The organism is Brenneria uluponensis, from assembly GCF_032395385.1.
GTDB lineage: Bacteria > Pseudomonadota > Gammaproteobacteria > Enterobacterales > Enterobacteriaceae > Prodigiosinella > Prodigiosinella aquatilis.
In genome coordinates this window covers 2709070-2728914 of sequence record NZ_CP135917.1, presented here as the reverse complement: position 1 = coordinate 2728914, position 19845 = coordinate 2709070, and the positions used below count along the sequence as shown (strand labels likewise).

The window sequence follows — 19845 nt, the reverse complement described above, 5'->3', positions numbered from 1 at the left end:
AGGGCGGGGAGGAGGTCAGTCAAATGTTGGTAGCGCCATCATGTGGTATTTATTACCGTTAAAGTTGAAGAATCCGATATCTTCAAATTTATTACGGGAATGGAAGGCATACGAACGGGGGTTGAGTTCGTTAACAAAGGTAACAGTTACGGAATAACGTGCAGCGAAAACCCGACGCTGATAAGCTAAAAGCTGCTCACCAATTCCGCAACTACGGAACTCGTCAGCTATACAAATAGGACCATACTGATAAGAACTTTTTGCATCCAGTGCTCTATCCTGAAATGAATACTCTTTCAGAATGCTAGCCATATAATCAAACATTGGCCACGGTTGCAGAAACTGCCATGACGCACCTAAAAGCAGTCCTATAACGTTGTTGCTGTTCTTATCGATTGCGATCACCACGCCCTGTTCACTTTCACACAGTGCAGTCAGTTGCTCCTCTGTCATATCGGTGGTGACAAAACCATTTTCCCGCTGTTCACCTTCAAGATTTTTGGCATGATAACGTTCGAGCAGTTTTTTTACCTGCTGAATATCATTTTTATTCGCCAGACGTACTGTAGTATTACCGGATTCGATAGTCATGCTTACATTCCTACAAAGTATTTAATGGAAAGAGTCACCATCATAGCTCCAACGGAAACAAACAGAACTTTTCGGATAATTTCTCCGTTTGTTTTAATTGCGTGCATGCTACCAATATGATTGCCAATCAGACTGGCGGCAATCATCGGAATACCTATCAAGTAAGCCATTTTTCCGGCGATAGCAAACGCAACGAATGCTCCAATATTGGATGAGAAATTGAATATTTTACTTGTTGCCGAGGCCTGTAATAATCCAAATTTATTTATGACAGTTAAGGCTATGATGAACAGACTTCCGGTACCCGGGCCGAAGAAACCATCATAGAATCCGACGATAAAACAAACGATAAAAACAGCAATAAAACTCGTTCTTATCGGTTTGTCAGTCGATTCCTTTATCTTCCCCTTTACAGTGGCTGCAATTAATCCAACTGGAAGTAGCCCCACAATTACAATAGACAATGTTTCGGCTGGAAGGAGTAGTATCACCTTTGCACCGACATAGGCACCAGCGAGAGCGGATATTAGCCCTGCAGGAATTACGGTCCATATCACCGATTTATTTTTGATGAAGTTTTTAATTGCCGCTATCGTTCCGATAGTGCTGACAAGCTTTTCCTGACCCAATGCAAGTTGTGGTGGCAGTCCCGTAAGAATAAAAGCTGGAATAAGGATTAATCCTGCACCTCCTGCAATCGCATCGATATATCCTGCCACAAATGAAGCGATCATTAACAACAATATGCCAACGACAAGATATCGGGCAATAATACTTCCCTCAACAAAAATTGAGTGATTCACAAATTCAAACATTCTGAATGTCCCTTACAGTGTACGTAAATGATGAAGACAGCGATTCGGATCAAGGAGTTGCGTTTCTAATGGACGAGTTTTCATTCCGAAAATTCGGAGTAGCCATCGGTCAGAACCATCAAACCGTGGTTCGAAGGCATTGCGTGTATGCAGGGTTCTTTGATTCAAGAATGTAACAGCATCACCTGGCTCAAGAGGTACGTCGAACCAAAGATCGCGCTCAAGTGTAAGATAACGGATTTTTTCTAGCGCTAGTTCTGCTTCAGGCGTCATACCAATTGTATTGTGCCAGTCGAAGCGCGAGTACCAAGTCCCGTCTTTATTGACAATAACAGGTACCCCCTCGACTGAAGACGATGTAGAAAAACTTGCTGGCCGTCTGATTATAAAAAGCGGTTGTGCTAGTGTATTAAGCATTTTTTCAGAAAGTTGAGACACAATCTGATCTAGTTTCAACAGACTGGTATTAACGCCAGGCTCTTTACGTAAACACAGCAACGTTAAGGTATCCGGACAACAACCGAATAGCCTTGAGGGTACCTCTCCAGTTATAGACAAATCGGGGTTATCAACGTGCGGATAAAAATCATGTTTAGCTCCCTGCGAGCTGATTTTATTTTCTGAATGCATCATCGGACAAACATGACGAATGAGATGCCCGTCATTCTCCCCCTCGTAAACAACAGGCCACAGGCCTGCTTCAAAATGTGCAGACAAATAGGCACCATGCAAGTCTGCATTTTTTGATTCTACGTAGTCGGCATAACTTGGGAGGACCGGAGTTTCTGTAAGTGTTTCAGTTCTGAAGTGTGGTAATTTCCATATAACAAAATATTCCTCATCAAGTCTCTTTCTGAATTGATCCACCGGAACAGGAAGCGCATCGTGAACTTGATCAGCTATAGCAAGTATAAGTCCATTTTTCATGTAACAACCCTTGTCTTAAAGCTTCCATTAATGTGTCTAAATTACTAGTTTACTGTAAGTGATATTCTTTCGTGTTTATATCGCCCTCTAAACTAAAACTGGTTAATCGTAAGTAATAACAAATTAACGTTATAATTTATAACCTACACATTACAGGTGTATCAAGACAGGGGGAGTAATACCGTATGAAAAAATAAAGGCGGGAGACTGTATAAAATATATGTTTTTATTTACATAAAATTTACAAAAAGTGTGATATTTATCACTAAAAAAGACCGCTTTTTTAGCATGTCAACAAATTATAGGGTCTTTTAGACGTAAGGATAAGTGTGCAGTTGTTCTCATGATGATAATATTTTTATGCTAATAATATTCATGCTTGTCATATTTGACATTCTCCCCCACCTTCGCACTTCGTGACTCAGGAGTGGGATTCCCTTTCAGGCCCCCCGTGTCAGAGTAGTTGAGAAGATCCCTTTTTCGGAATTTCATCCTCAATCCAGGGGGCAGGAGTATCTTCATGTCGCGTTTACCTCAGGCTCGCAAGGATGCCATTTTAAGTAAAATGCTTGCCCCCCATCCGCCGACTATCCGTAACGTGATTTACACGACACATGCGATTGAATCGGTGTATCGTCAATTTATAAAGTTGATAAAAATGGCATTTTAACTAATTAAAACAACATGTTAATGTTACTTTGTCTGGGGCGGATGCGTGCGCGGGAAAAATGGATAATGCCGATCCAGAGCTGAAATTTGACATTGTCCCGCTTAGTGATTTATTTTGAAGGTTGCCTCAATAAAGTGATTACGTTGTAGTGAGTTTTAACGTGATACAGAATTATTAACGCTCTCAACATGTGCCTGAGATCTACAGAATGGTGCTTCGTGAGGAGCTTCGATAATATATTTAACAAAGACTATGACAAAATCGGGTTGAGCGTCGTTCAAACACCATTACTCCATCCTCGTTTTGCTCGCCATCTGACTGCTTAGCCTATTTTCTGAGCATGCTACACTTCCGAAAGTTTCCATTTTTGTTACATGCTAAGGAGCAGGGTGGAATGAAAAACAACCTCAATCAGACACACTACCAAGACGTTTACTGTTACCAATGCTGTGTTAGTAAACGCATTGATGTTAAGACACTTAACTGTGATCGCTCGCACATAAGGATGAAGGAATGGTTTTTTATGCTGGACACAAAAGTAAACATAAAATTAACAATAGACAAACTTTATGATTTTAGAATTAACAACTTTTTATTTTTTTGTGATTGCCATTTTACATACTAATAGGTACAAAATGAAAGCTAAAGACGCACTGATAAAAACGATGCAAGAACTTTTGTGGACGAAGGGGTACTCCAACACTAGCCCGAAAGAGATACAGCAGGTTTCTGGTGTAGGGCAGGGAAGCATGTACCACCACTTCAAAGGTAAAGCAGATCTGGCTCGTCAGACAATTCTGCGTAATGCCGAGGAATTGCAGCATGAGATTTCCGGAATTTTACATACCCAGAAAAGTGCCCGTGAACGCATTGAGAACTACTTGCAGCGTGAGCGCGACATTCTTTCTGGTTGTCGAATGGGAGGATTGGCGCAGGACAGTGAAATTATCGGTAATGACTTACTCCGTGAACCGATTGCAAATAATTTCGAATGGTTGATTGGCGAGATAGAGAAAGTACTCGAATTCGGTAAAGCATCCGGAGAGTTCTCCGCCAATCTGAATGTTAAAAATACAGCATTAACACTTATTTCAGTCATGCAGGGAGCGTTTGTTATTGCCCGGGCGACACAGTCCGAAGCTTATTATAAACAGGCCATCGCTGGAGTGACTGAAATGCTCAACTAAAGGTCATGCTGGTCTTATGGAGAAAAGAAATGAATAACGGTTTACCCGTTACCATGAATTTATTTTCGGTGATTAAAGACATTAATGCGATTAAATGGGACGAACATAGTGCGCTTGGCCGCCAGAACGCACGCATTTTTGATATCTTCCATGATGATTCCGGACAGCGCATTGCACTGGTGCATTGCGCTCCTGGAGCATCGGCAAAATCCCATTTCCATAAAGGACACGAAACATTCCTGATTCTGGATGGATCATTTGAAGACGACAATGGTGTTTATCATCCAGGTGACCTTATCTGTTATGCGCCAGGGAGTCAGCATGCCTGGCGCACACCTCAGGGTGCACTGATATATGCAACATGGGGTGATCGTGTAGAGTCAGAATTGACGGGTGCTGTAGCATGAAACCCATTCTGATGCAGTCCAGAATTTTATTTCTGGCGGAGGACCCTCAAAAAATCGCAGCTCAGTTGCGTGGGGAGGAATTAACACTGGCGTCCTCCCGGCCTTTACGCAATAACATTTCAACGGATGAAATTACCCCCATTCCGGCGCTGGCATATTATGACGAGCGACTGGGGAGCTTTACCTGGACTGGACTAAAATGCGGAAACGAGAACCCCATCGGTAAAAACGCCATTATAAAAGCCGGAATAAATATTGTTGTAGGTGGTTTGCGCTACGGTAAAGGCTCGTCGCGTGAACACAGTCCGGTAGCGGAAAAAGCGGCGGGGATCCAACTGGTAGTCGCTGAAAGTTTTGAGCGTATCTATCGGCAGAATGCAGATAATATCGGTCTGCTGACATCGACCGACATGGGATTGATTGCCAGGCTGGAACGAGGCGAAACCATCACGCTTGAGGAGATTACTGCCGATCGAGAAGAGACTTCTCGTCGAATTATTCAGTCTGGTGGGCTGCTGTCCTGGTGGAAAACACAACTGGAACAGCAGGGCGAGCCAAAGCTGGCTGAAACCGTCATGGCAGGGAAAGCCATGACGTTATGCGAGAAGATTATCGCCCGCCATGTACTCGCTGAAACGCATTCTTCAGGCAATGTAGTACAACTACGCCCGGATTGGCGTTTTATCCATGAATACTACACCGCCATGTGCGGCCATATGTTAAAACGCACTTTTGGCCATGATCTGGCACTTTGGCAGCCTGAATCGATCATTACCTTCGAAGATCATCTTCCTTACATGTATCAAAGTAAGGTTCATGTGGAACAGCAATTAACTGGCGATCTTGAACATTTGCTGGCTGTGCATCGGGCATTTACCCAGGAATGGGGACTTAATGCACACCGTTATAATTCAGATGGTGATGGCGCAGAAGGTATCTCGCATGCCCTTATGGCTGAACGCTATGCACTGCCAGGCCAGTTGATTATCGGTACTGACTCCCATACCCCGCATTGTGGGGCATTGGGCTGCCTCGCCATCGGTGTTGGCAGCACAGATATGGCAGCTAGCATGGTAACTGGAGCCTTTCGTCTGACGCTGCCTGAAAGCGTGCGGGTCGTTTTCACCGGTATTTTGCCAGAAGGAACCGGGGCAAAAGATATGATACTTCGCCTGCTGGCTACGGAATGGATCCGTCAGGGCAACGGGATTGGCAAGGTCTTTGAGTTCTGTGGCGATACTATTGAACGATTATCTATTGATGATCGTATCACGCTGACCAACATGGTTGCCGAACTGGGCGGTGTGTCCGGACTGATTGCGCCTGATGCCAATACGGTTGCGTTTCTGAAAGAGCGTCGTGGTATTAACTTCACTATTGAACCGTGGATGTGCAGTGATGAAGGCGCGAGTTATGCCTCCGTTATAGAAATTGACTGTCGGGAACTGACCCCCATGGTTGCTTATCCCGGCGATCCGGGTAATGGTCTGGCGTTGTCGCAACTGACTGAACCCGTAAAAATCGACATTGCTTACGGGGGATCATGTACTGCAGGCAAACGGGATGACTTTGATGAGTATCATAAGGTTCTCCACTGGGCGGTACAGCGAGGGAAAAAACGCTCATCAGAAGTCATGTTATATCTTCAATTTGGCACTATGGATGTTTATGAATATTGCCGCGAACAAGGATATCTGGAGACTTTCGAAAAAGTCGGGGCAATATTATTGAAACCTGCTTGTGGTGCCTGCGCAAATTGCGGCCCTGGTTCCTCTATTAATAACAACCAAGTAGCGATCAGTGCGATTAATCGAAATTTCCCGGGACGTTCCGGACCAGGAAAAGTCTGGCTTGCCAGTCCTTCTACGGTGGTTGCCAGTGCAATAAAGGGTGAAATAATTTCATTCAATGATTTGAAAGTTCAGTACGGTTGATTAATTACAATTCCATTGACAGGATGCAAAAAATCATGAAGCCTTTTTATCATTTCTCAGATGAAGAGAATAAGCAATTAACTCGTTTTTTTAATCAAATTGTTATAAGTCCTTATGTACACTATCAAGAATTTAAATATGTAGTCAGTGAGCTTTGCCAATTAAAAAAAGTGCCACGCTTTTTTGTTGATATTTGCAATTTAATAAAGGATGAAAGAAAACAGGGTATCAGTGATATTCATGTTTTACGTAATTGTCCACGAGATACGGATATTCCGGAATTAGACCCTGACAATCCACTTGCAGATAAATATAAAAAGAAAAAAACGTTTATTGGTGAAGCATTACTTGAAACCTTTTCATTGTTAACAGGCACACCACTTCTGGCATATGGCAGTCGCCATAATGGAGACTTCTTTACTGATGTCGTTGCAATTCGGAAATACAGTGGACAATTAACCGGGTTTAGTGACAGCGAACTTGTTTATCACAACGATCGTACAGCACATGCGGTACGTGCTGATTTTGTCACGCTACTCGGTTTGCGTTGTCCTGATGAAGAGCTGATTTTTACCGGCTATATTGATGGCAAAGAGCTAATAAAGCATTTGTCAGAAGAGTTGCAGGAAGCACTGCGTCAGCCATGGTACAGAACGGAGTTTGATGTTTATTCCCGTGAGACAAATAGCCGTCAGATCAGTTCGCCAGACCATGCTATCCTTAAAAACCATCACAGTATTCGTTATTTGGACACATTGACCCAGGTTGCCCCATGTGCTCCGGTTCAGGCAAAAGAAGCACTGATTGCTTTTATGCAGGCAATGACAAAAGCAGAAAAACAACGCCACCGTATTATTCAGGGGGATCTGTTGGTTTTTGCTAACCAGGATGGTTTGCATAATCGGGAGAAAATTGATATTCAGAATAAAGAAAATGCTGCGCGTCGCTGGCTATTAAAAACATATGCCTTTCGTGACGAGAAACAAGCAGCGCAGTATAAGGACTACTGGGATAACGGAATATTTGGACGTGTTAATGATTAATTCGTTATAAAAATAATTTTCCCATCTATTAAAAGCAGAAAATCTAATATGAGATGCGTAGCCGATCGTGTTAAACGCATAGGCCTTTCTGAAACCTATGCCATTCTTGATAAAGTGAAATTAATGAAAGCGGAAGGTAAAGTAATTTATGATTTGGGTGGGGGAGAGCCAGATTTTGCCACACCTGAATATATAGTAAACTTTACTGTTTCAGCTATGAAAAATGGTATTACACATTATACAGCAAGCAAAGGATCTCCCAGCTTGTTAAAAGCAATAGCTAATCAGTTTTTTGAGGAAAATCATCTCCCTGTTAGTTGGGATAAAAATATTATCGTTACCCCCTCAGCGAAACATGCATTATTTATTACCCTGATGACATTACTTAATCCAGAAGATGAGATTGTTATCCCTTCACCTTGCTGGGTGAGTTATATAGCGATGGCTGAAATGGCTGGAGCAAAAGCAGTTGCCTTACCGTTAAAGCGTGAGAATCAGTTTCAGTTAACCCGTAAGGCATTGAAGAGCTGTATCACCAACAAAACGCGTGTATTACTGCTCAACAATCCAAATAACCCAACCGGGCGCATTCTTACTGAGGATGAAATTCAGGCTGTCTGTCAGGTTGCCCAGGAACATGATCTTTTCGTCGTCATGGATGAGATCTATGAACACATACGCTACATTCCCGATCCTCATCGGAGCATTGCGGCCGAGCCTGGAATGTTCGAGCGGACGGTAACGATTAGTGGTTTCTCTAAAGCCTGGGCAATGACGGGATGGCGCTTGGGCTATCTCTGCGCTCCGGAATACCTGCTGAATGAAATGCTGAAGGTACAGCAACACAGTGTGGGTTGCGCAGGTTCATTTATCCAGCAAGGGGGACTGGCCGCACTAATAGGTGATAGGCAACCCATGCTTGATATGGTAACGGAATACCGAAAACGCCGTGATTTTATGGTCAGTTGCCTGAATATGATAGACGGTATCGAATGCCGGGCCCCCGAGGGAGGACTGTATGTCTATGCCGATATCAGTGGGCTGGATATGGGAGATGCACAGGCATTTACGCACTGGTTGCTCACCCATGCGCATGTCGCTGTAACCCCCGGAACCGCATTTGGCAAAGAAGAATCAATGGCGATCAGATTATCTTTTGCGGGAGCAATGGAAACTATTGTCGCTGCAATGGATAGCATCACACAGTCTATTGCCAAATATGATGTATTACGGGAGGTGTCATGACGACGCCGCTACGTATTGCCATTATCGGCAACGGTCCACGGGCGCTGTCCGTACTGGAACGTTTAGCCGCCAGGTTGCAGAGCCAGCCGAATGCCGAGATCGATATCCACTACATCGACAAACAGCATCCAGGAACCGGGCGGATATGGCGCCAGGATCAAGACAGTTGCTTTGTAATGAACACTGTTGCCGAAGAGGTGTCCGCCTTTTCTGGCGAGGGAGATGTCGAAAATGCCAGACCTGGCAGTGGACCGTCCCTGGCAATCTGGTGGAAACAGACTCGCGATGATTTTCCTGGCACCAATGCCTGGGCTCCACGGGCACTCTATGGTGAATACATGCAGTTTGTCCTGGACTGTATTAAAAAATCACTCACCGATACACAGCGTTTTTTCCCTCGACAAGCAGAGGTTGTCGATATCATTCCTGTTGACGAACAGCAGGCAACTTTACATTTTCTGGATGGCAAGACGCTGACTGTGGATCGCGTCGTCATTGCCACCGGACATCCTAAAAATCGGCTCTCAATTCAGGAACAGCAATGGCAAAACTTCGCTGAAAACCACCCAGGACTGCACTGGATCCAGGGTGATTCGGCGGCAGATATGCCGCTGGATACGATCCCGGCAGGGAGTCATGTCGGCATCCTGGGTTTGGGACTCTCTTTTTTGGATGTAATGGCGGCGTTGACAACCGCGCGAGGAGGCGAATTCAAAGAACAACCTGACGGTTCGCTGCGCTACCTGCCGTCGGGTCGTGAACCTCAATTAATTGCCGGTTCGCGGAGTAGTTTGCCGATTCCTGGCCGTGGACGGAATCAGAAGCACCATAATTTTCGCTATGAGAGTGTTCTGTTTACACCTGAGCATGCCGAGGCACTTGCCCTGCGAGGACAAGTTGACTTTGATCGTGAGGTGTTACCTCTGCTAATGGCAGAGGTCAATCTGACATGGTACGCAACAGTAATTCGTCAGCGCTATGGTGCATCGGCAGAAATTGAATTCCGTCATTATATACAGTCCTTGCCTGAAGAGGCGTTTGACTCCCTTCCCGATATCGCTCGAAATTTTGGTGTTACAGACTTACCTGCGCTGGATATTTATCAGCTTGGGGATCCGTTCGGTGCTCGCCAGTTTATCTCAGCGGACCATTTCCGTGCCGTACTTCGCGAAGAGCTTGTCCGTGATTATCTGGAGGCCGAAGGAGGGAATGTTGATAACCCACTGAAGGCTGCCCTGGATACGCTGCGCGATACGCGCGGCCTTGTCCGCAGAGTGGTCGACTTCGGTGGATTGACGCCGTCATCCTTCAGGGATGCGTTTCTCCACCGTTATTCTCCCGTTAGTGCGTTGCTTTCCGCAGGTCCACCACGGTATCGCACAAGACAAATGCTGGCGCTGATAGATGCAAATATTCTGCATGTCGTCGGGCCACATATGCAGATTTCCTGTGATGATGCGTCGGGCTGTTTTGAACTCACCTCTCCACAGGTCGAAGGCGCCGTCTGGCATGTACAGACACTCCTGGATGCCAGGGTGCCTTCCCAGGATCTGGCACGGGATATATCACCGCTTACCCGGGCACTCTGCCGGCGTGGTATCTGGCAAAACTTTACGCCGGACGATGGCAATACACGGGTGGTAACCGGGGGCGTCGCTGTAACACGTGCACCTTTCCATCCTCTAAACCAGCAGGGAGAAGCTGTCCGGCAACTCTATGTTATCGGAATACCCAGTGAACACACACGATGGTTTATGTCTGCGGGGAGTAGTCGTCCGGGCTATTGGACGGATTTTATTTGTGATGCGGATGCTATTGCAGAACACATTCTGACGGCCTTACCCGTCGTCCCGAACCTGAATCAGGATATTAGACAATGAAGAAAATGGCGTTACTGATGTTGGATTTTCTCAATGAAATTGTCCACCCCCATGGTGTATACGCACAGATGGGCTATTTTCAGCAGGCCAAAGAAAATGATGTGGTGAAACATGCAGCCCAGGCGCTTGAACTTGCTCGCGCCAGCCAAATTCCTGTATTGCATGTGGTGGTCGGGTTTTCTGAAAACTATGTCGAATGTCCGGTCGGATCTGAAATATTTGACATAGCACGCCACAATCACCTGCTGTGCTTCAATACGTGGTCGACAGATATTATCGCCGAGTTAGCGCCACTTTCTAAAGAGAACGTTATTCGCAAACACCGCGTTGATCCATTTTACCAAACTAACCTGGAGCTAACGCTGCGAAGTATGGGCGTAGATACCCTGATCCTTGCTGGCATATCAACCGAATTTGTTGTTCTGGCAACGGCGATGAGTGCTCATGATCGTGGTTTTAACATCATAGTGCTGAAGGATGCCGTATCCGCAATCAGTGAAGTGAAACATCAGGCTGGCCTGGAAGTTATCAGCAGCATAGCAACCTTGTCTACAACGGCAGAACTCTCGCTTATTACAGCACCGAAAAAATCACCGGAGGCAATCCAATGACTGATACTGTGACAACAACACTGCGTGGTGTACGCCATCGCTGGAAAGTACTAAGTATTGGTGTGGCCGCCAATGCATGCTTCTCTATGGTCGTCGGCGGATTGCCTGCGACGGCTGTTTTTATGCGGGCCGATTACCATATTACTAATGCTGAGTTGGGGTTTGTCCTCGGGATGCTGGGGCTTGGGATCGCTATCAGTGAGCTGCCCTGGGGGTTAATGACAGACCGGTGGGGTGATCGGCCGGTTTTGATTACCGGGCTGTTAAGCACCGGTGCCATGTTGTTGTTGATGGCGGCATTTGCGGCGCCGCATAACGGTTTTGTGCCAGCCTATTGGCTGTTGATTGCCGGCGTTCTGGGTATCGGGTTGCTGGGAAGTAGTGTCAATGGCTCCAGTGGTAGGGCGATCATGGCCTGGTTTCAGGAAGGGGAACGGGGTCTGGCGATGAGTATCCGCCAGACGGCGGTTCCTATGGGGTATGGGTTGGGAGCGCTTTTGCTGCCCTGGCTGGCAGCACGTTATGGGTTTGTCGTTCTATTTATCGTTTCCGCGTTGCTGTGTGTTGTCGCCGGATACTATGCCTGGCTCTGGTTGCACGAACCTGATCTTGCAAGAGAAAAAAGACATGTGACAGCCGTTGCCGCCCCCATAACCGGCAAAGGGCCATTGCATGACCCGGCGATCTGGAAGATCGTGCTGGCAATTGGCATTTTATGCGGCCCACAGTTTGCGCTACTGACGTTCGGTTCCGTATTTCTGCATGACTTTGCACATATTGATGTGGTCGTGGTTTCCGTCTGCCTTGCGGTGATTCAGATCGGTGCCATGGTACTGCGTATCTGGAGCGGGCGCTGGACCGACAAGAAGAAAAACCGCAAAGGTTATCTTCGTGGCTGTACGCTGTTAAGCATCCTCTCCTTTGTTCTATTGAGTGTACTGGTGTGGTTATGGCCAACGTTATCGCACACGCGGGAAATAGTTTTACTGTTGGTCGGCCTGTTTATTCTGTCTGGCATGGTGGTTTCAGCATGGCATGGTGTGGCATATACGGAACTTGCTTCAATGGCCGGGGCAAAGAGGGCAGGAACCGCACTGGCAATGGGAAATACCAGTGTTTTTGTGGTGATGTTTATCACGCCAATTGCCATTCCCTGGCTACAAACCTCAATGAGCTGGAGTAGCGTCTGGCTGGCATCGGCATTGTGTGCCGTTATTGCACTGATTTTCTTTCCGAAAGTGGACGTCACAACATCGAGGGAAACGGTATGACAGCACAACTCTCTGGTGTGAAGTACCGTCATTCAACACCATTTAGCTGGCCGGAACGGCAGTGGCCGGACAGAATGTTAAAGCAAGCCCCCCGTTGGTGTAGCGTTGACTTGCGTGATGGTAATCAGGCATTACCCGAGCCTATGCAAATGCAACAGAAGCTGGCGCTTTACCATCAACTGATTGCAATGGGATACAAGGAGATCGAGGTGGGTTTTCCCGCGGCCTCCGAAACTGACTATCAATTTGTTCGTGCATTAATTGATAAGCAGTTGATTCCTGATGATGTGCGGATACAGGTATTGACACAGGCAAGGGAAAGTCTGATTGCTGAAACCGTAGCATCATTACGCGGCGTGCCAGAGGCGGTCATTCATCTCTATAACTCCACCTCACCACAACAGCGGGAGCAGGTTTTTAATCTTTCCTGTACGCAGGTGACAGAACTGGCATTGCAGGGCATCCGTTGGCTGATGGCTGCAATGGAACCCATTGAGCAACGCTGGATTCTGCAATATTCGCCGGAAAGTTTTACTGCTACCGAAATGGATTTTGCAGTGGAAATCTGCAATGCGGTTATCGATCTGTGGGTTGGCGAAACGGGACGCAATATTATCATCAACCTCCCTGCGACCGTTGAACTGAGTACACCCAATGTCTATGCAGATCAAATAGAGTGGATATCTGGGCAATTGCATCACCGGGATAAAGTGACCCTCTGTATCCACCCGCATAACGATCGTGGATGTGCGGTTGCAGCAGCGGAGATGGCCATGCTCGCCGGTGCCGAACGTGTCGAAGGAACGCTGTTTGGCAACGGAGAACGAACCGGTAATGTCGACCTGGTGACGCTTGGACTTAATATGCTCGTCCAGGGCATTGATCCCATGATCGATTTCCGCTCCCTACCTAAAGTGGTGAATATTTATGAATCCTCCACCGGTATGGCTGTACCGGCTCGCCACCCTTATGCCGGTAGTCTGGTATTCACAGCATTCTCTGGCTCGCATCAGGATGCAATCCGTAAATCTCTGGAGTTACAAAAATATCGGACATACTGGGATGTACCTTATTTACCGCTTGATCCACATGATATAGGACGTAATTACGAAGGGATCATCAGGATTAATGGACAGTCGGGTAAAGGGGGGCTGGGGTATTTACTGGATTATTATTACGGTATTCGTCCACCCCGTCCGCTGTTAATTCGTTTTCAACAGCATATCCAGGTGATGGCTGATATCTGTAATAAGGAACTGGGGCACGAGTTTTTATATCGCCAGTTTCTGGCTTTCTTCGACGTTGAGGCCAAGAAATTCAGCCATGATGACGAACGACCAGATGCCACTCAATATAATTTGCAACCACAATGGGATAGCCACCGGACCAGGGATTCGCAGATTATGAGTTACGTCTGGGCAACATGGCAAAATGATTTTGTCTTCGGGGTTGGACTGGGGCATAGCGAAGCTGAAAGCCGGAATAAGGCTTGGTTTCAACTGGTTATGTCACTGCCAGCCGTAACAGAAAACCAGACAGACCGTTGTCTGTGAAGATGCAAATATTTAGTAAAGCAGAGTGCCTGCCAATATAAAAAGTAACTCCTGAAGAGGAAGGTCCATTAGCGGGCCTTCCTTATTTCAATTTCAACCGACTGCAAATGGCCAGAATAACGGACCGCAAAAATAGGCCGCCGCGGCGTCGGTCTTGAGGGCGGTGGCGACGGTTTTTAATCATTAAATTCGTCCATGTATTCTCTGATTATCTCTAAGTACATCAATGGCTGTTTGCATGGCGATTTTGTCATCACGCCGTTTTTGTTTTTCCTGAGTTACCTGAAGAAACTCAAGCAACGTTCTGGTATTAATGGGGCGACCGAGTTTTGAAACCTCAAGCACCGCATTGCCTAATATGATTTTAACGGGAGGGAGCTGGGCTGGATACCAGTCTAGCGTGTCATCTGATTTCATGAATGGGTACTCAACAGAAGGATGTACAGTATAACATGATACGGATTGCATTATCTGAATAGCGTCTATTAAAACGAAATGTACTTTCAATACGGGTGATATTTAATATCGCGGCGTGAATGTATGGTGTTTTTATCTGGCCTGAAATAAATGCTCAATATTTACAGGCCATCGACAATATCATTAGAATCCATTCTCTGAATGGACAGACGATTATCATGATAAATCGTCGAGTCCGTCGCTGTGCTACCAGCCACATTATGGCTGATTATAAGTATACTCAACGTTACCAATGGTGGATTTAAAACCATATCTTGGGAACATGGGATTGGTCGTCTTGGCCAGGTAGGCGTCGGCCAGTGCTTCGGCAGCCTGCCTGTAGAATGCCGTCTGATTCTTGTTATACCAGCGATCATCATGCGGATTAGGGTTGAATTTATACGTCTGGTCACGGGTGCCCGACATAATGCGGATACCACGAGGACCCGCACCAGCACCACCGTACCTTTGTTCGACATAAGTAAAGTTCGTACCTCTGCCCTTGTAATTGGTGAGTGTGCCGCTGATATTAGCGGCTAACGCACTAGCGGAGGTGACGAGTAACACGAGTAACGCTGAAGTGGTAGCAAAACCGCAACACCGCGGAGTGATTTCTCGCTGCATTATATTTGTTCCTGTATCGTGAATATTACATTAAGTGAGACACCCGATATTTTTTAAATTGCAAATATGTCAGTGCCATTATTTATCTGAATCACTTACTTGGGTAAGTACGACAGTACCTATAGGCGTGTCACTTTCCTGCATATTGAATTCTATCGGGTATATATAGCTAACGCTTTAACTGTAGATAACAATATTGAATGGGTCAAAATCACTATTTGTTCGTGGTGCTGTGTAAAACGATAGAATATAAGGATGACACTTCACTGCTATTCACTTTTTTATCGGGAAACTGGGCGCGTTCGCCGCTGACGTGATTATAATCATGGTAACCCAAGCGACTATCACTCTGTTTTTGCGGGGCAACGGCAATGGATATCTATCAACGAATTGATGGTTCAGCGTGGTCGCACATCTATGTTGTAGGTGATTTGCATGGTTGCTACCAGTTGCTGCTGAGCAAACTTGATGATGTTGGCTTCGACACCGGACAGGACTTGCTGATTTCGGTTGGTGACCTGATAGACCGCGGTCCTCAGAGTGTTGAATGCCTTGAACTGATTAATCAGAAATGGTTCAGGGCTGTGCGAGGCAATCATGAGCAAATGGCGATCGACAGTCTGCGCGACGACGGGAACATCACCAACTGGGTGTATAACGGGGGTGGCTGGTATTTTCGTCTTGAGCATAATCAGGCGCTATTGGTCAACGCGTTGCTGGTGAACGCGGCTCAATTACCCTATGTCATCGAGGTTAATACGGGGGGAAGCGTGACGGTGATCGCCCACGCGGATTATCCGTCGGACGTCTATGCGTTTGAACAAACTATTGATCTGAACCAGGTTCTCTGGAACAGGAAGCGTATCAGTAACGCGATGAACAAGATTGGCGGTCCGATAACCGGGGCCGATTTGTTCATTTTCGGCCACACGCCGACCAATAAACCTGAAACCTGCTGGAATCAGTATTACATCGACACCGGGGCGTTTTTTTCCCAAAAATTAACCCTGATTCAGCTTCAATGAAGCCAGCAGTAAACTTTTGGTGAGAATGACACCGTTTTGTTCAGACCTTCCGGCTTCTATTCCGTTTAACCTGATACATCGCGGCATCAGCCTGACGAATAAATTCACTTACATCTAATTTGACATCTTTGCTCAACAGGGTATTTCCCATACTGGCTGACAAAGACAGGGTTTCCCCTTTGATCCGTATGGGCCTTTCAATATAGAACTTCAGTTTCCTGCTAATGGCATCCACCTCTTTAATCAGATTCTTTTTCTCATGGACGATCATTACAAATTCGTCACCGGATAATCGACCAATCAGATCATCGGAACGGGTGTGTTTGCGTAGAATACGGGCAAAAGCCTTGATAACCCGATCACCAAAATCATGATCGTAGTGGTCATTATAATATTTGAGGTTATCAATATCGAAAAACAGCAGAGCCAAACCTCTGTGGCGTTGTTTCCCGGCGAGATGGGTCAGATAGGCGATTATCGCTCGTCGATTGGGTAGCCCGGTCAGGTGGTCGTGATTGGCTTCAAACTCAAGCTGATCGCGCAGTGATGTCAGTTTAGTGATATCTGTGGAAAGCACGTAAGTACCATTTTCCGGCGATTCGGCCGGGACCATTTCAGTATGGAGCGTGATTTTCTTTTTCGGAGGAATATCAATGGAATGGTCAAAAAATATCGGTTTGTGTTGCTGACGTGACTCTTCCAGTTTCCTGATAAAGAGATTTACGATATCCGGATGTATAATACCGCGGATATCCAGATGATAAAAACTATTGTCACTGTATCCCAATAGTGAACGCAGATGGCGGTTAGCAAAGGTAAAGGTATTGTCTGGGCTAATGCAGGAGATCATCGCCGGAATATGGTCGGTAATATCCTGAATAAAGTTGTGACTGCGTTGCAGTTCCTGGGTGCGTTGTTCAACGCGCTGTTCCAGGTCATGACTTAAGGTGATGAGTGCTGATTCCGCGCCTTTTTGCTCGCTGATATCACTGATCGCCAGCAGTAGCCCATATTGGTTACCATCCGGGTTGTACAACATGGAAATTGATACCATTGCCCATAACAGAGAGCCATCAGCGGTGATATACCGTTTCTGGATCACCCCATAATGCTCATTATCCCGCAGTATTTGGTCATACAACGCATTTGATATCGGTAAATCATCCTGGAAAGTAATATCTTTCATCGCTGTGTTTAATAACTGCTTTTCGCTATAACCCAGCATGGTACATATGGCCGGATTAACTTTTAAAGGTCGCTTGTCCAGTGACATCAGCACCAGTCCGATGGCGGCCCGTGAGAAAATCTGCGTGTTGATATAGTTGGTTTTGCGCAGCATATCATGTGTGATTGCTGACTCGGCTTCTATCTCCATTTTCTGCAGGCAGGTTTGTATCATATATGCCAGGTCACCTAACTGCTCAAGTTGTGTAGTGGTAAATGCTCTCGATTTATTGTGATACAAACAGAGTGTGCCTAACGAGATACCGTGAACAGAGCACAAGGGATAGCAGGCATGAAACTGGATGTGTTTTTCATCGGTCACTGTCGGATCGTTGTAAAAATGCGCGTTTTCATGTGAATCGTTGGCAATCAGCGGTGTCTCCGACCTGGGCGGATTCTGGCGCGGTAAAAACCACTGCCGTTTAGTATCCAGCAACGAAATTACTATATTACTGACCTGAAAAAAGGACTGGGCAATGCGCGTGATGTGTTCCATTTCTTCGATCGGTTGCGCATCAAGAATATTCATCATTCGCAGAAGAGTGCTCCGATGTTCCTCAGTACTGTCAGGTCCAAGAGGCGTCATGTTTATGCCTTATATATTGAGTTGTTGTGGATTGTTAATTCTCCTTCCTGTGGAGTTGAAAAGCATGGGATAGCCAGCCATGCGATAGTGATGACATAATTATAACGACTATATCTTTAGATGCAGGAAAGCGGTGGCAGGGCGGATTACCAGGAATTTACGCTGCTAAATGGCTGTAACGACAGCTTGCCGGGGATCGTAGAAAAACCGGGTACCCGCCGTACCCGGTTTTTCGCTCTATAAGCGCGAGTAGACGCGAGTGCCGTTGACATAGGTCGCCAGAATGTTGCGATCATCACCTTGCATCATCAAGGCAAATAGCTTTTCATCCAGCGAGTGGGCCTGACTCTGCCGCAACTGTTGTAACGGTGTGGCGGCCCAGTCCAATACCACAAAATCCGCTTCTTTACCGGGTAAGAAATTCCCTATTTTATCATCCAGCGATAATGCCGTGGCACCACCCAATGTCGCCTGATATAACCCTTCGCGCGCTGACAGTTTTTCGCCTTGTAATTGCTGCACTTTGTAGCCTTCATTCAGTGTCTGCAACAGTGAAAAACTGGTTCCTGCGCCGACATCGGTTCCCATACCGACGCGGATACCGGCGTTTTTCAGCGGACGCAGCCGGAACAGACCACTGCCCAGAAACAGATTTGAGGTTGGGCAAAATGCTACGGCAGAGTGACTGGCAGATAGCGTATGGATTTCATCGCTATCCAGATGAACTGCATGTGCAAATACGGAATGAGACCCGGTCAGACCATAGTGTGCATAGACATCCAGATAATTTTTTCTTTCTGGAAACAGCGATTCTACCCAGGCAATTTCATTTTTGTTTTCGCTAAGATGCGTTTGCAAATAGACATCCGGGAATTCTTTAAGCAGCCGACCCGCCAGCGCCAACTGCTCCGGCGTTGATGTGGGCGCGAAGCGTGGCGTCACCGCATACAGCAGCCGCCCATGGTGATGCCATTTTTTGATCAGCGCCTTACTGTCCTCATAGCTTTGCTGCGTCGTATCGCGCAAATAATCGGGCGCGTTGCGGTCCATCATCACTTTACCTGTAATCAGCCGCATATTTTTTTGGGCCGCCGCGTTGAACAGAGCATCAACCGATTGTGGATATACCGTGGCGAACACCATCGCGGTGGTGGTGCCGTTACGCAGGAGCTCCTGAATAAAAAAATCAGCACGCTGCCGGGCATAGTCTGCGTTAGCAAACTTGCGTTCGGTAGGGAAAGTATAGGTATTGAGCCACGCCAGCAATTGTTCACCATAAGACGCAATCATTTCTGTTTGTGGAAAATGGATATGCGTATCAATGAATCCGGGCAAGAGTAGTTTGCCGCGATAATCGGTGATGGGAAGTCTCTTCAGGCGAGCAGTCGGTACGCTGGTGTAATCAATGGCTTCAACGACTTTACCGTCGCGGATAACCAGTAAACCATCTTCAAGGAAATGAGTCGCCTGTGCATCGTGCTGCGGGTCGGCGACAAAATATAACACGCTGGCACGGTATGCCTGGGTGTCGGCCTCAGCAGTCATGCATATCCCCATAAATAGAATTACAAGTGTGTAACGAAGAAATTTGTCCATAAAAATCAATCCTGACATCAGAGTTTATGAAATGGAAATAAAGTCTGATTTTTGATAGTGCAGGCGGGAAGTAACACCATCGTCATGAAGGTTCATCTGCTTACCGCGCTCAACGGTTTATCCGAACGTGTTGGCACGGCAAGTGACTGAAAATCAGTAAAAGCAAACTGATATTAAAAGCACAGGTGATTGTGCGTCAA

Annotated in this window: 17 protein-coding genes and 1 pseudogene; 11 read left to right on the top strand and 7 right to left on the bottom strand. The window is 46.3% G+C overall.

Features of this window, described 5'->3' with window-relative positions:
• Positions 1-15: 15 nt before the first annotated feature.
• From RS889_RS12645 to RS889_RS12635, 3 genes are read right to left on the bottom strand one after another with little or no spacing between them, the layout of a single operon-like run.
• Positions 16-591: a GNAT family N-acetyltransferase gene (locus RS889_RS12645; protein WP_315707515.1), complete on the bottom strand. Its 576-nt coding sequence runs from the start codon at positions 589-591 to the stop codon at positions 16-18.
• A 2-nt stretch (positions 592-593) separates the two neighbouring features.
• A complete protein-coding gene (locus RS889_RS12640; RefSeq protein ID WP_315707514.1) occupies positions 594-1406 on the bottom strand; it encodes a sulfite exporter TauE/SafE family protein in 813 nt (270 codons plus the stop codon).
• A 12-nt stretch (positions 1407-1418) separates the two neighbouring features.
• The gene (locus tag RS889_RS12635; protein WP_315707513.1) at positions 1419-2333 is read right to left on the bottom strand and encodes a TauD/TfdA family dioxygenase; all 915 of its coding nucleotides are present in this window, start codon (positions 2331-2333) and stop codon (positions 1419-1421) included.
• A gap of 577 nt (positions 2334-2910) precedes the next feature.
• On the opposite strand from RS889_RS12635, the pseudogene RS889_RS12630 reads away from it, so the two are divergent.
• The 10 genes and pseudogenes from RS889_RS12630 to RS889_RS12585 all read left to right on the top strand — a co-directional run.
• A pseudogene (locus tag RS889_RS12630) lies at positions 2911-3152 on the top strand (IS256 family transposase); the annotation flags it as partial.
• A gap of 486 nt (positions 3153-3638) precedes the next feature.
• A complete protein-coding gene (locus tag RS889_RS12625; RefSeq protein WP_315707512.1) occupies positions 3639-4190 on the top strand; it encodes a TetR/AcrR family transcriptional regulator in 552 nt (183 codons plus the stop codon).
• Between the two features lie 29 nt (positions 4191-4219).
• Complete coding sequence (locus tag RS889_RS12620; protein WP_315707511.1) at positions 4220-4597, top strand: cupin domain-containing protein; 378 nt, start codon at positions 4220-4222, stop codon at positions 4595-4597.
• Positions 4594-6531 (top strand): aconitase family protein, encoded by a 1938-nt coding sequence (locus RS889_RS12615; protein ID WP_315707510.1) that lies wholly within the window; start codon positions 4594-4596, stop codon positions 6529-6531. The genes RS889_RS12620 and RS889_RS12615 overlap by 4 nt, the downstream gene beginning before the upstream one ends.
• A 35-nt stretch (positions 6532-6566) precedes the next feature.
• Positions 6567-7574: a TauD/TfdA family dioxygenase gene (locus RS889_RS12610; RefSeq protein ID WP_315707509.1), complete on the top strand. Its 1008-nt coding sequence runs from the start codon at positions 6567-6569 to the stop codon at positions 7572-7574.
• A 48-nt stretch (positions 7575-7622) separates the two neighbouring features.
• On the top strand, positions 7623-8819 hold the full coding sequence (locus tag RS889_RS12605; protein WP_021015735.1) for a pyridoxal phosphate-dependent aminotransferase: 1197 nt from the start codon (positions 7623-7625) through the stop codon (positions 8817-8819).
• Complete coding sequence (locus RS889_RS12600) at positions 8816-10699, top strand: FAD/NAD(P)-binding protein (RefSeq protein ID WP_315707508.1); 1884 nt, start codon at positions 8816-8818, stop codon at positions 10697-10699. Before RS889_RS12605 ends, RS889_RS12600 begins: the two co-directional genes overlap by 4 nt.
• A gap of 17 nt (positions 10700-10716) precedes the next feature.
• Positions 10717-11310 (top strand): cysteine hydrolase family protein, encoded by a 594-nt coding sequence (locus RS889_RS12595; RefSeq protein WP_315707507.1) that lies wholly within the window; start codon positions 10717-10719, stop codon positions 11308-11310.
• Positions 11307-12581, top strand: a complete 1275-nt coding sequence (locus RS889_RS12590) for an MFS transporter (protein WP_315707506.1) — start codon at positions 11307-11309, stop codon at positions 12579-12581. Before RS889_RS12595 ends, RS889_RS12590 begins: the two co-directional genes overlap by 4 nt.
• Entirely contained in the window at positions 12578-14134 is a 1557-nt protein-coding gene (locus RS889_RS12585) for a 2-isopropylmalate synthase (protein ID WP_315707505.1), read from the top strand. The genes RS889_RS12590 and RS889_RS12585 overlap by 4 nt, the downstream gene beginning before the upstream one ends.
• A gap of 183 nt (positions 14135-14317) precedes the next feature.
• Here RS889_RS12585 and RS889_RS12580 read toward each other — a convergent pair whose 3' ends face one another.
• Together RS889_RS12580 and RS889_RS12575 are read right to left on the bottom strand one after the other, a co-directional pair.
• Entirely contained in the window at positions 14318-14551 is a 234-nt protein-coding gene (locus tag RS889_RS12580) for a hypothetical protein (RefSeq protein ID WP_021015743.1), read from the bottom strand.
• Between the two features lie 258 nt (positions 14552-14809).
• Positions 14810-15214 carry a hypothetical protein gene (locus tag RS889_RS12575; RefSeq protein ID WP_315707504.1) on the bottom strand — a complete coding sequence of 135 codons (405 nt, stop codon included), beginning with the start codon at positions 15212-15214 and terminating at the stop codon, positions 14810-14812.
• A 371-nt stretch (positions 15215-15585) separates the two neighbouring features.
• Here RS889_RS12575 and RS889_RS12570 point away from each other — a divergent pair, with 371 nt between their 5' ends.
• The gene (locus RS889_RS12570; RefSeq protein ID WP_315707503.1) at positions 15586-16239 is read left to right on the top strand and encodes a metallophosphoesterase; all 654 of its coding nucleotides are present in this window, start codon (positions 15586-15588) and stop codon (positions 16237-16239) included.
• 40 nt (positions 16240-16279) lie between these two features.
• On the opposite strand, the gene RS889_RS12565 is transcribed toward RS889_RS12570, so the two are convergent.
• The gene (locus RS889_RS12565) at positions 16280-18049 is read right to left on the bottom strand and encodes a sensor domain-containing diguanylate cyclase (RefSeq protein WP_315707502.1); all 1770 of its coding nucleotides are present in this window, start codon (positions 18047-18049) and stop codon (positions 16280-16282) included.
• Between the two features lie 237 nt (positions 18050-18286).
• Positions 18287-19594: a guanine deaminase gene (guaD, locus tag RS889_RS12560; protein ID WP_315707501.1), complete on the bottom strand. Its 1308-nt coding sequence runs from the start codon at positions 19592-19594 to the stop codon at positions 18287-18289.
• Between the last annotated feature and the right edge of the window lie 251 nt (positions 19595-19845).

Coding starts and splice junctions, on each gene's coding strand:
- RS889_RS12645 (WP_315707515.1), bottom strand. CDS start 591: ATGACTATCGAATCCGGTAATACTACAGTACGTCTGGCGAATAAAAAT.
- RS889_RS12640 (WP_315707514.1), bottom strand. CDS start 1,406: ATGTTTGAATTTGTGAATCACTCAATTTTTGTTGAGGGAAGTATTATT.
- RS889_RS12635 (WP_315707513.1), bottom strand. CDS start 2,333: ATGAAAAATGGACTTATACTTGCTATAGCTGATCAAGTTCACGATGCG.
- RS889_RS12625 (WP_315707512.1), top strand. CDS start 3,639: ATGAAAGCTAAAGACGCACTGATAAAAACGATGCAAGAACTTTTGTGG.
- RS889_RS12620 (WP_315707511.1), top strand. CDS start 4,220: ATGAATAACGGTTTACCCGTTACCATGAATTTATTTTCGGTGATTAAA.
- RS889_RS12615 (WP_315707510.1), top strand. CDS start 4,594: ATGAAACCCATTCTGATGCAGTCCAGAATTTTATTTCTGGCGGAGGAC.
- RS889_RS12610 (WP_315707509.1), top strand. CDS start 6,567: ATGAAGCCTTTTTATCATTTCTCAGATGAAGAGAATAAGCAATTAACT.
- RS889_RS12605 (WP_021015735.1), top strand. CDS start 7,623: ATGAGATGCGTAGCCGATCGTGTTAAACGCATAGGCCTTTCTGAAACC.
- RS889_RS12600 (WP_315707508.1), top strand. CDS start 8,816: ATGACGACGCCGCTACGTATTGCCATTATCGGCAACGGTCCACGGGCG.
- RS889_RS12595 (WP_315707507.1), top strand. CDS start 10,717: ATGTTGGATTTTCTCAATGAAATTGTCCACCCCCATGGTGTATACGCA.
- RS889_RS12590 (WP_315707506.1), top strand. CDS start 11,307: ATGACTGATACTGTGACAACAACACTGCGTGGTGTACGCCATCGCTGG.
- RS889_RS12585 (WP_315707505.1), top strand. CDS start 12,578: ATGACAGCACAACTCTCTGGTGTGAAGTACCGTCATTCAACACCATTT.
- RS889_RS12580 (WP_021015743.1), bottom strand. CDS start 14,551: ATGAAATCAGATGACACGCTAGACTGGTATCCAGCCCAGCTCCCTCCC.
- RS889_RS12575 (WP_315707504.1), bottom strand. CDS start 15,214: ATGCAGCGAGAAATCACTCCGCGGTGTTGCGGTTTTGCTACCACTTCA.
- RS889_RS12570 (WP_315707503.1), top strand. CDS start 15,586: ATGGATATCTATCAACGAATTGATGGTTCAGCGTGGTCGCACATCTAT.
- RS889_RS12565 (WP_315707502.1), bottom strand. CDS start 18,049: ATGACGCCTCTTGGACCTGACAGTACTGAGGAACATCGGAGCACTCTT.
- guaD (WP_315707501.1), bottom strand. CDS start 19,594: ATGACTGCTGAGGCCGACACCCAGGCATACCGTGCCAGCGTGTTATAT.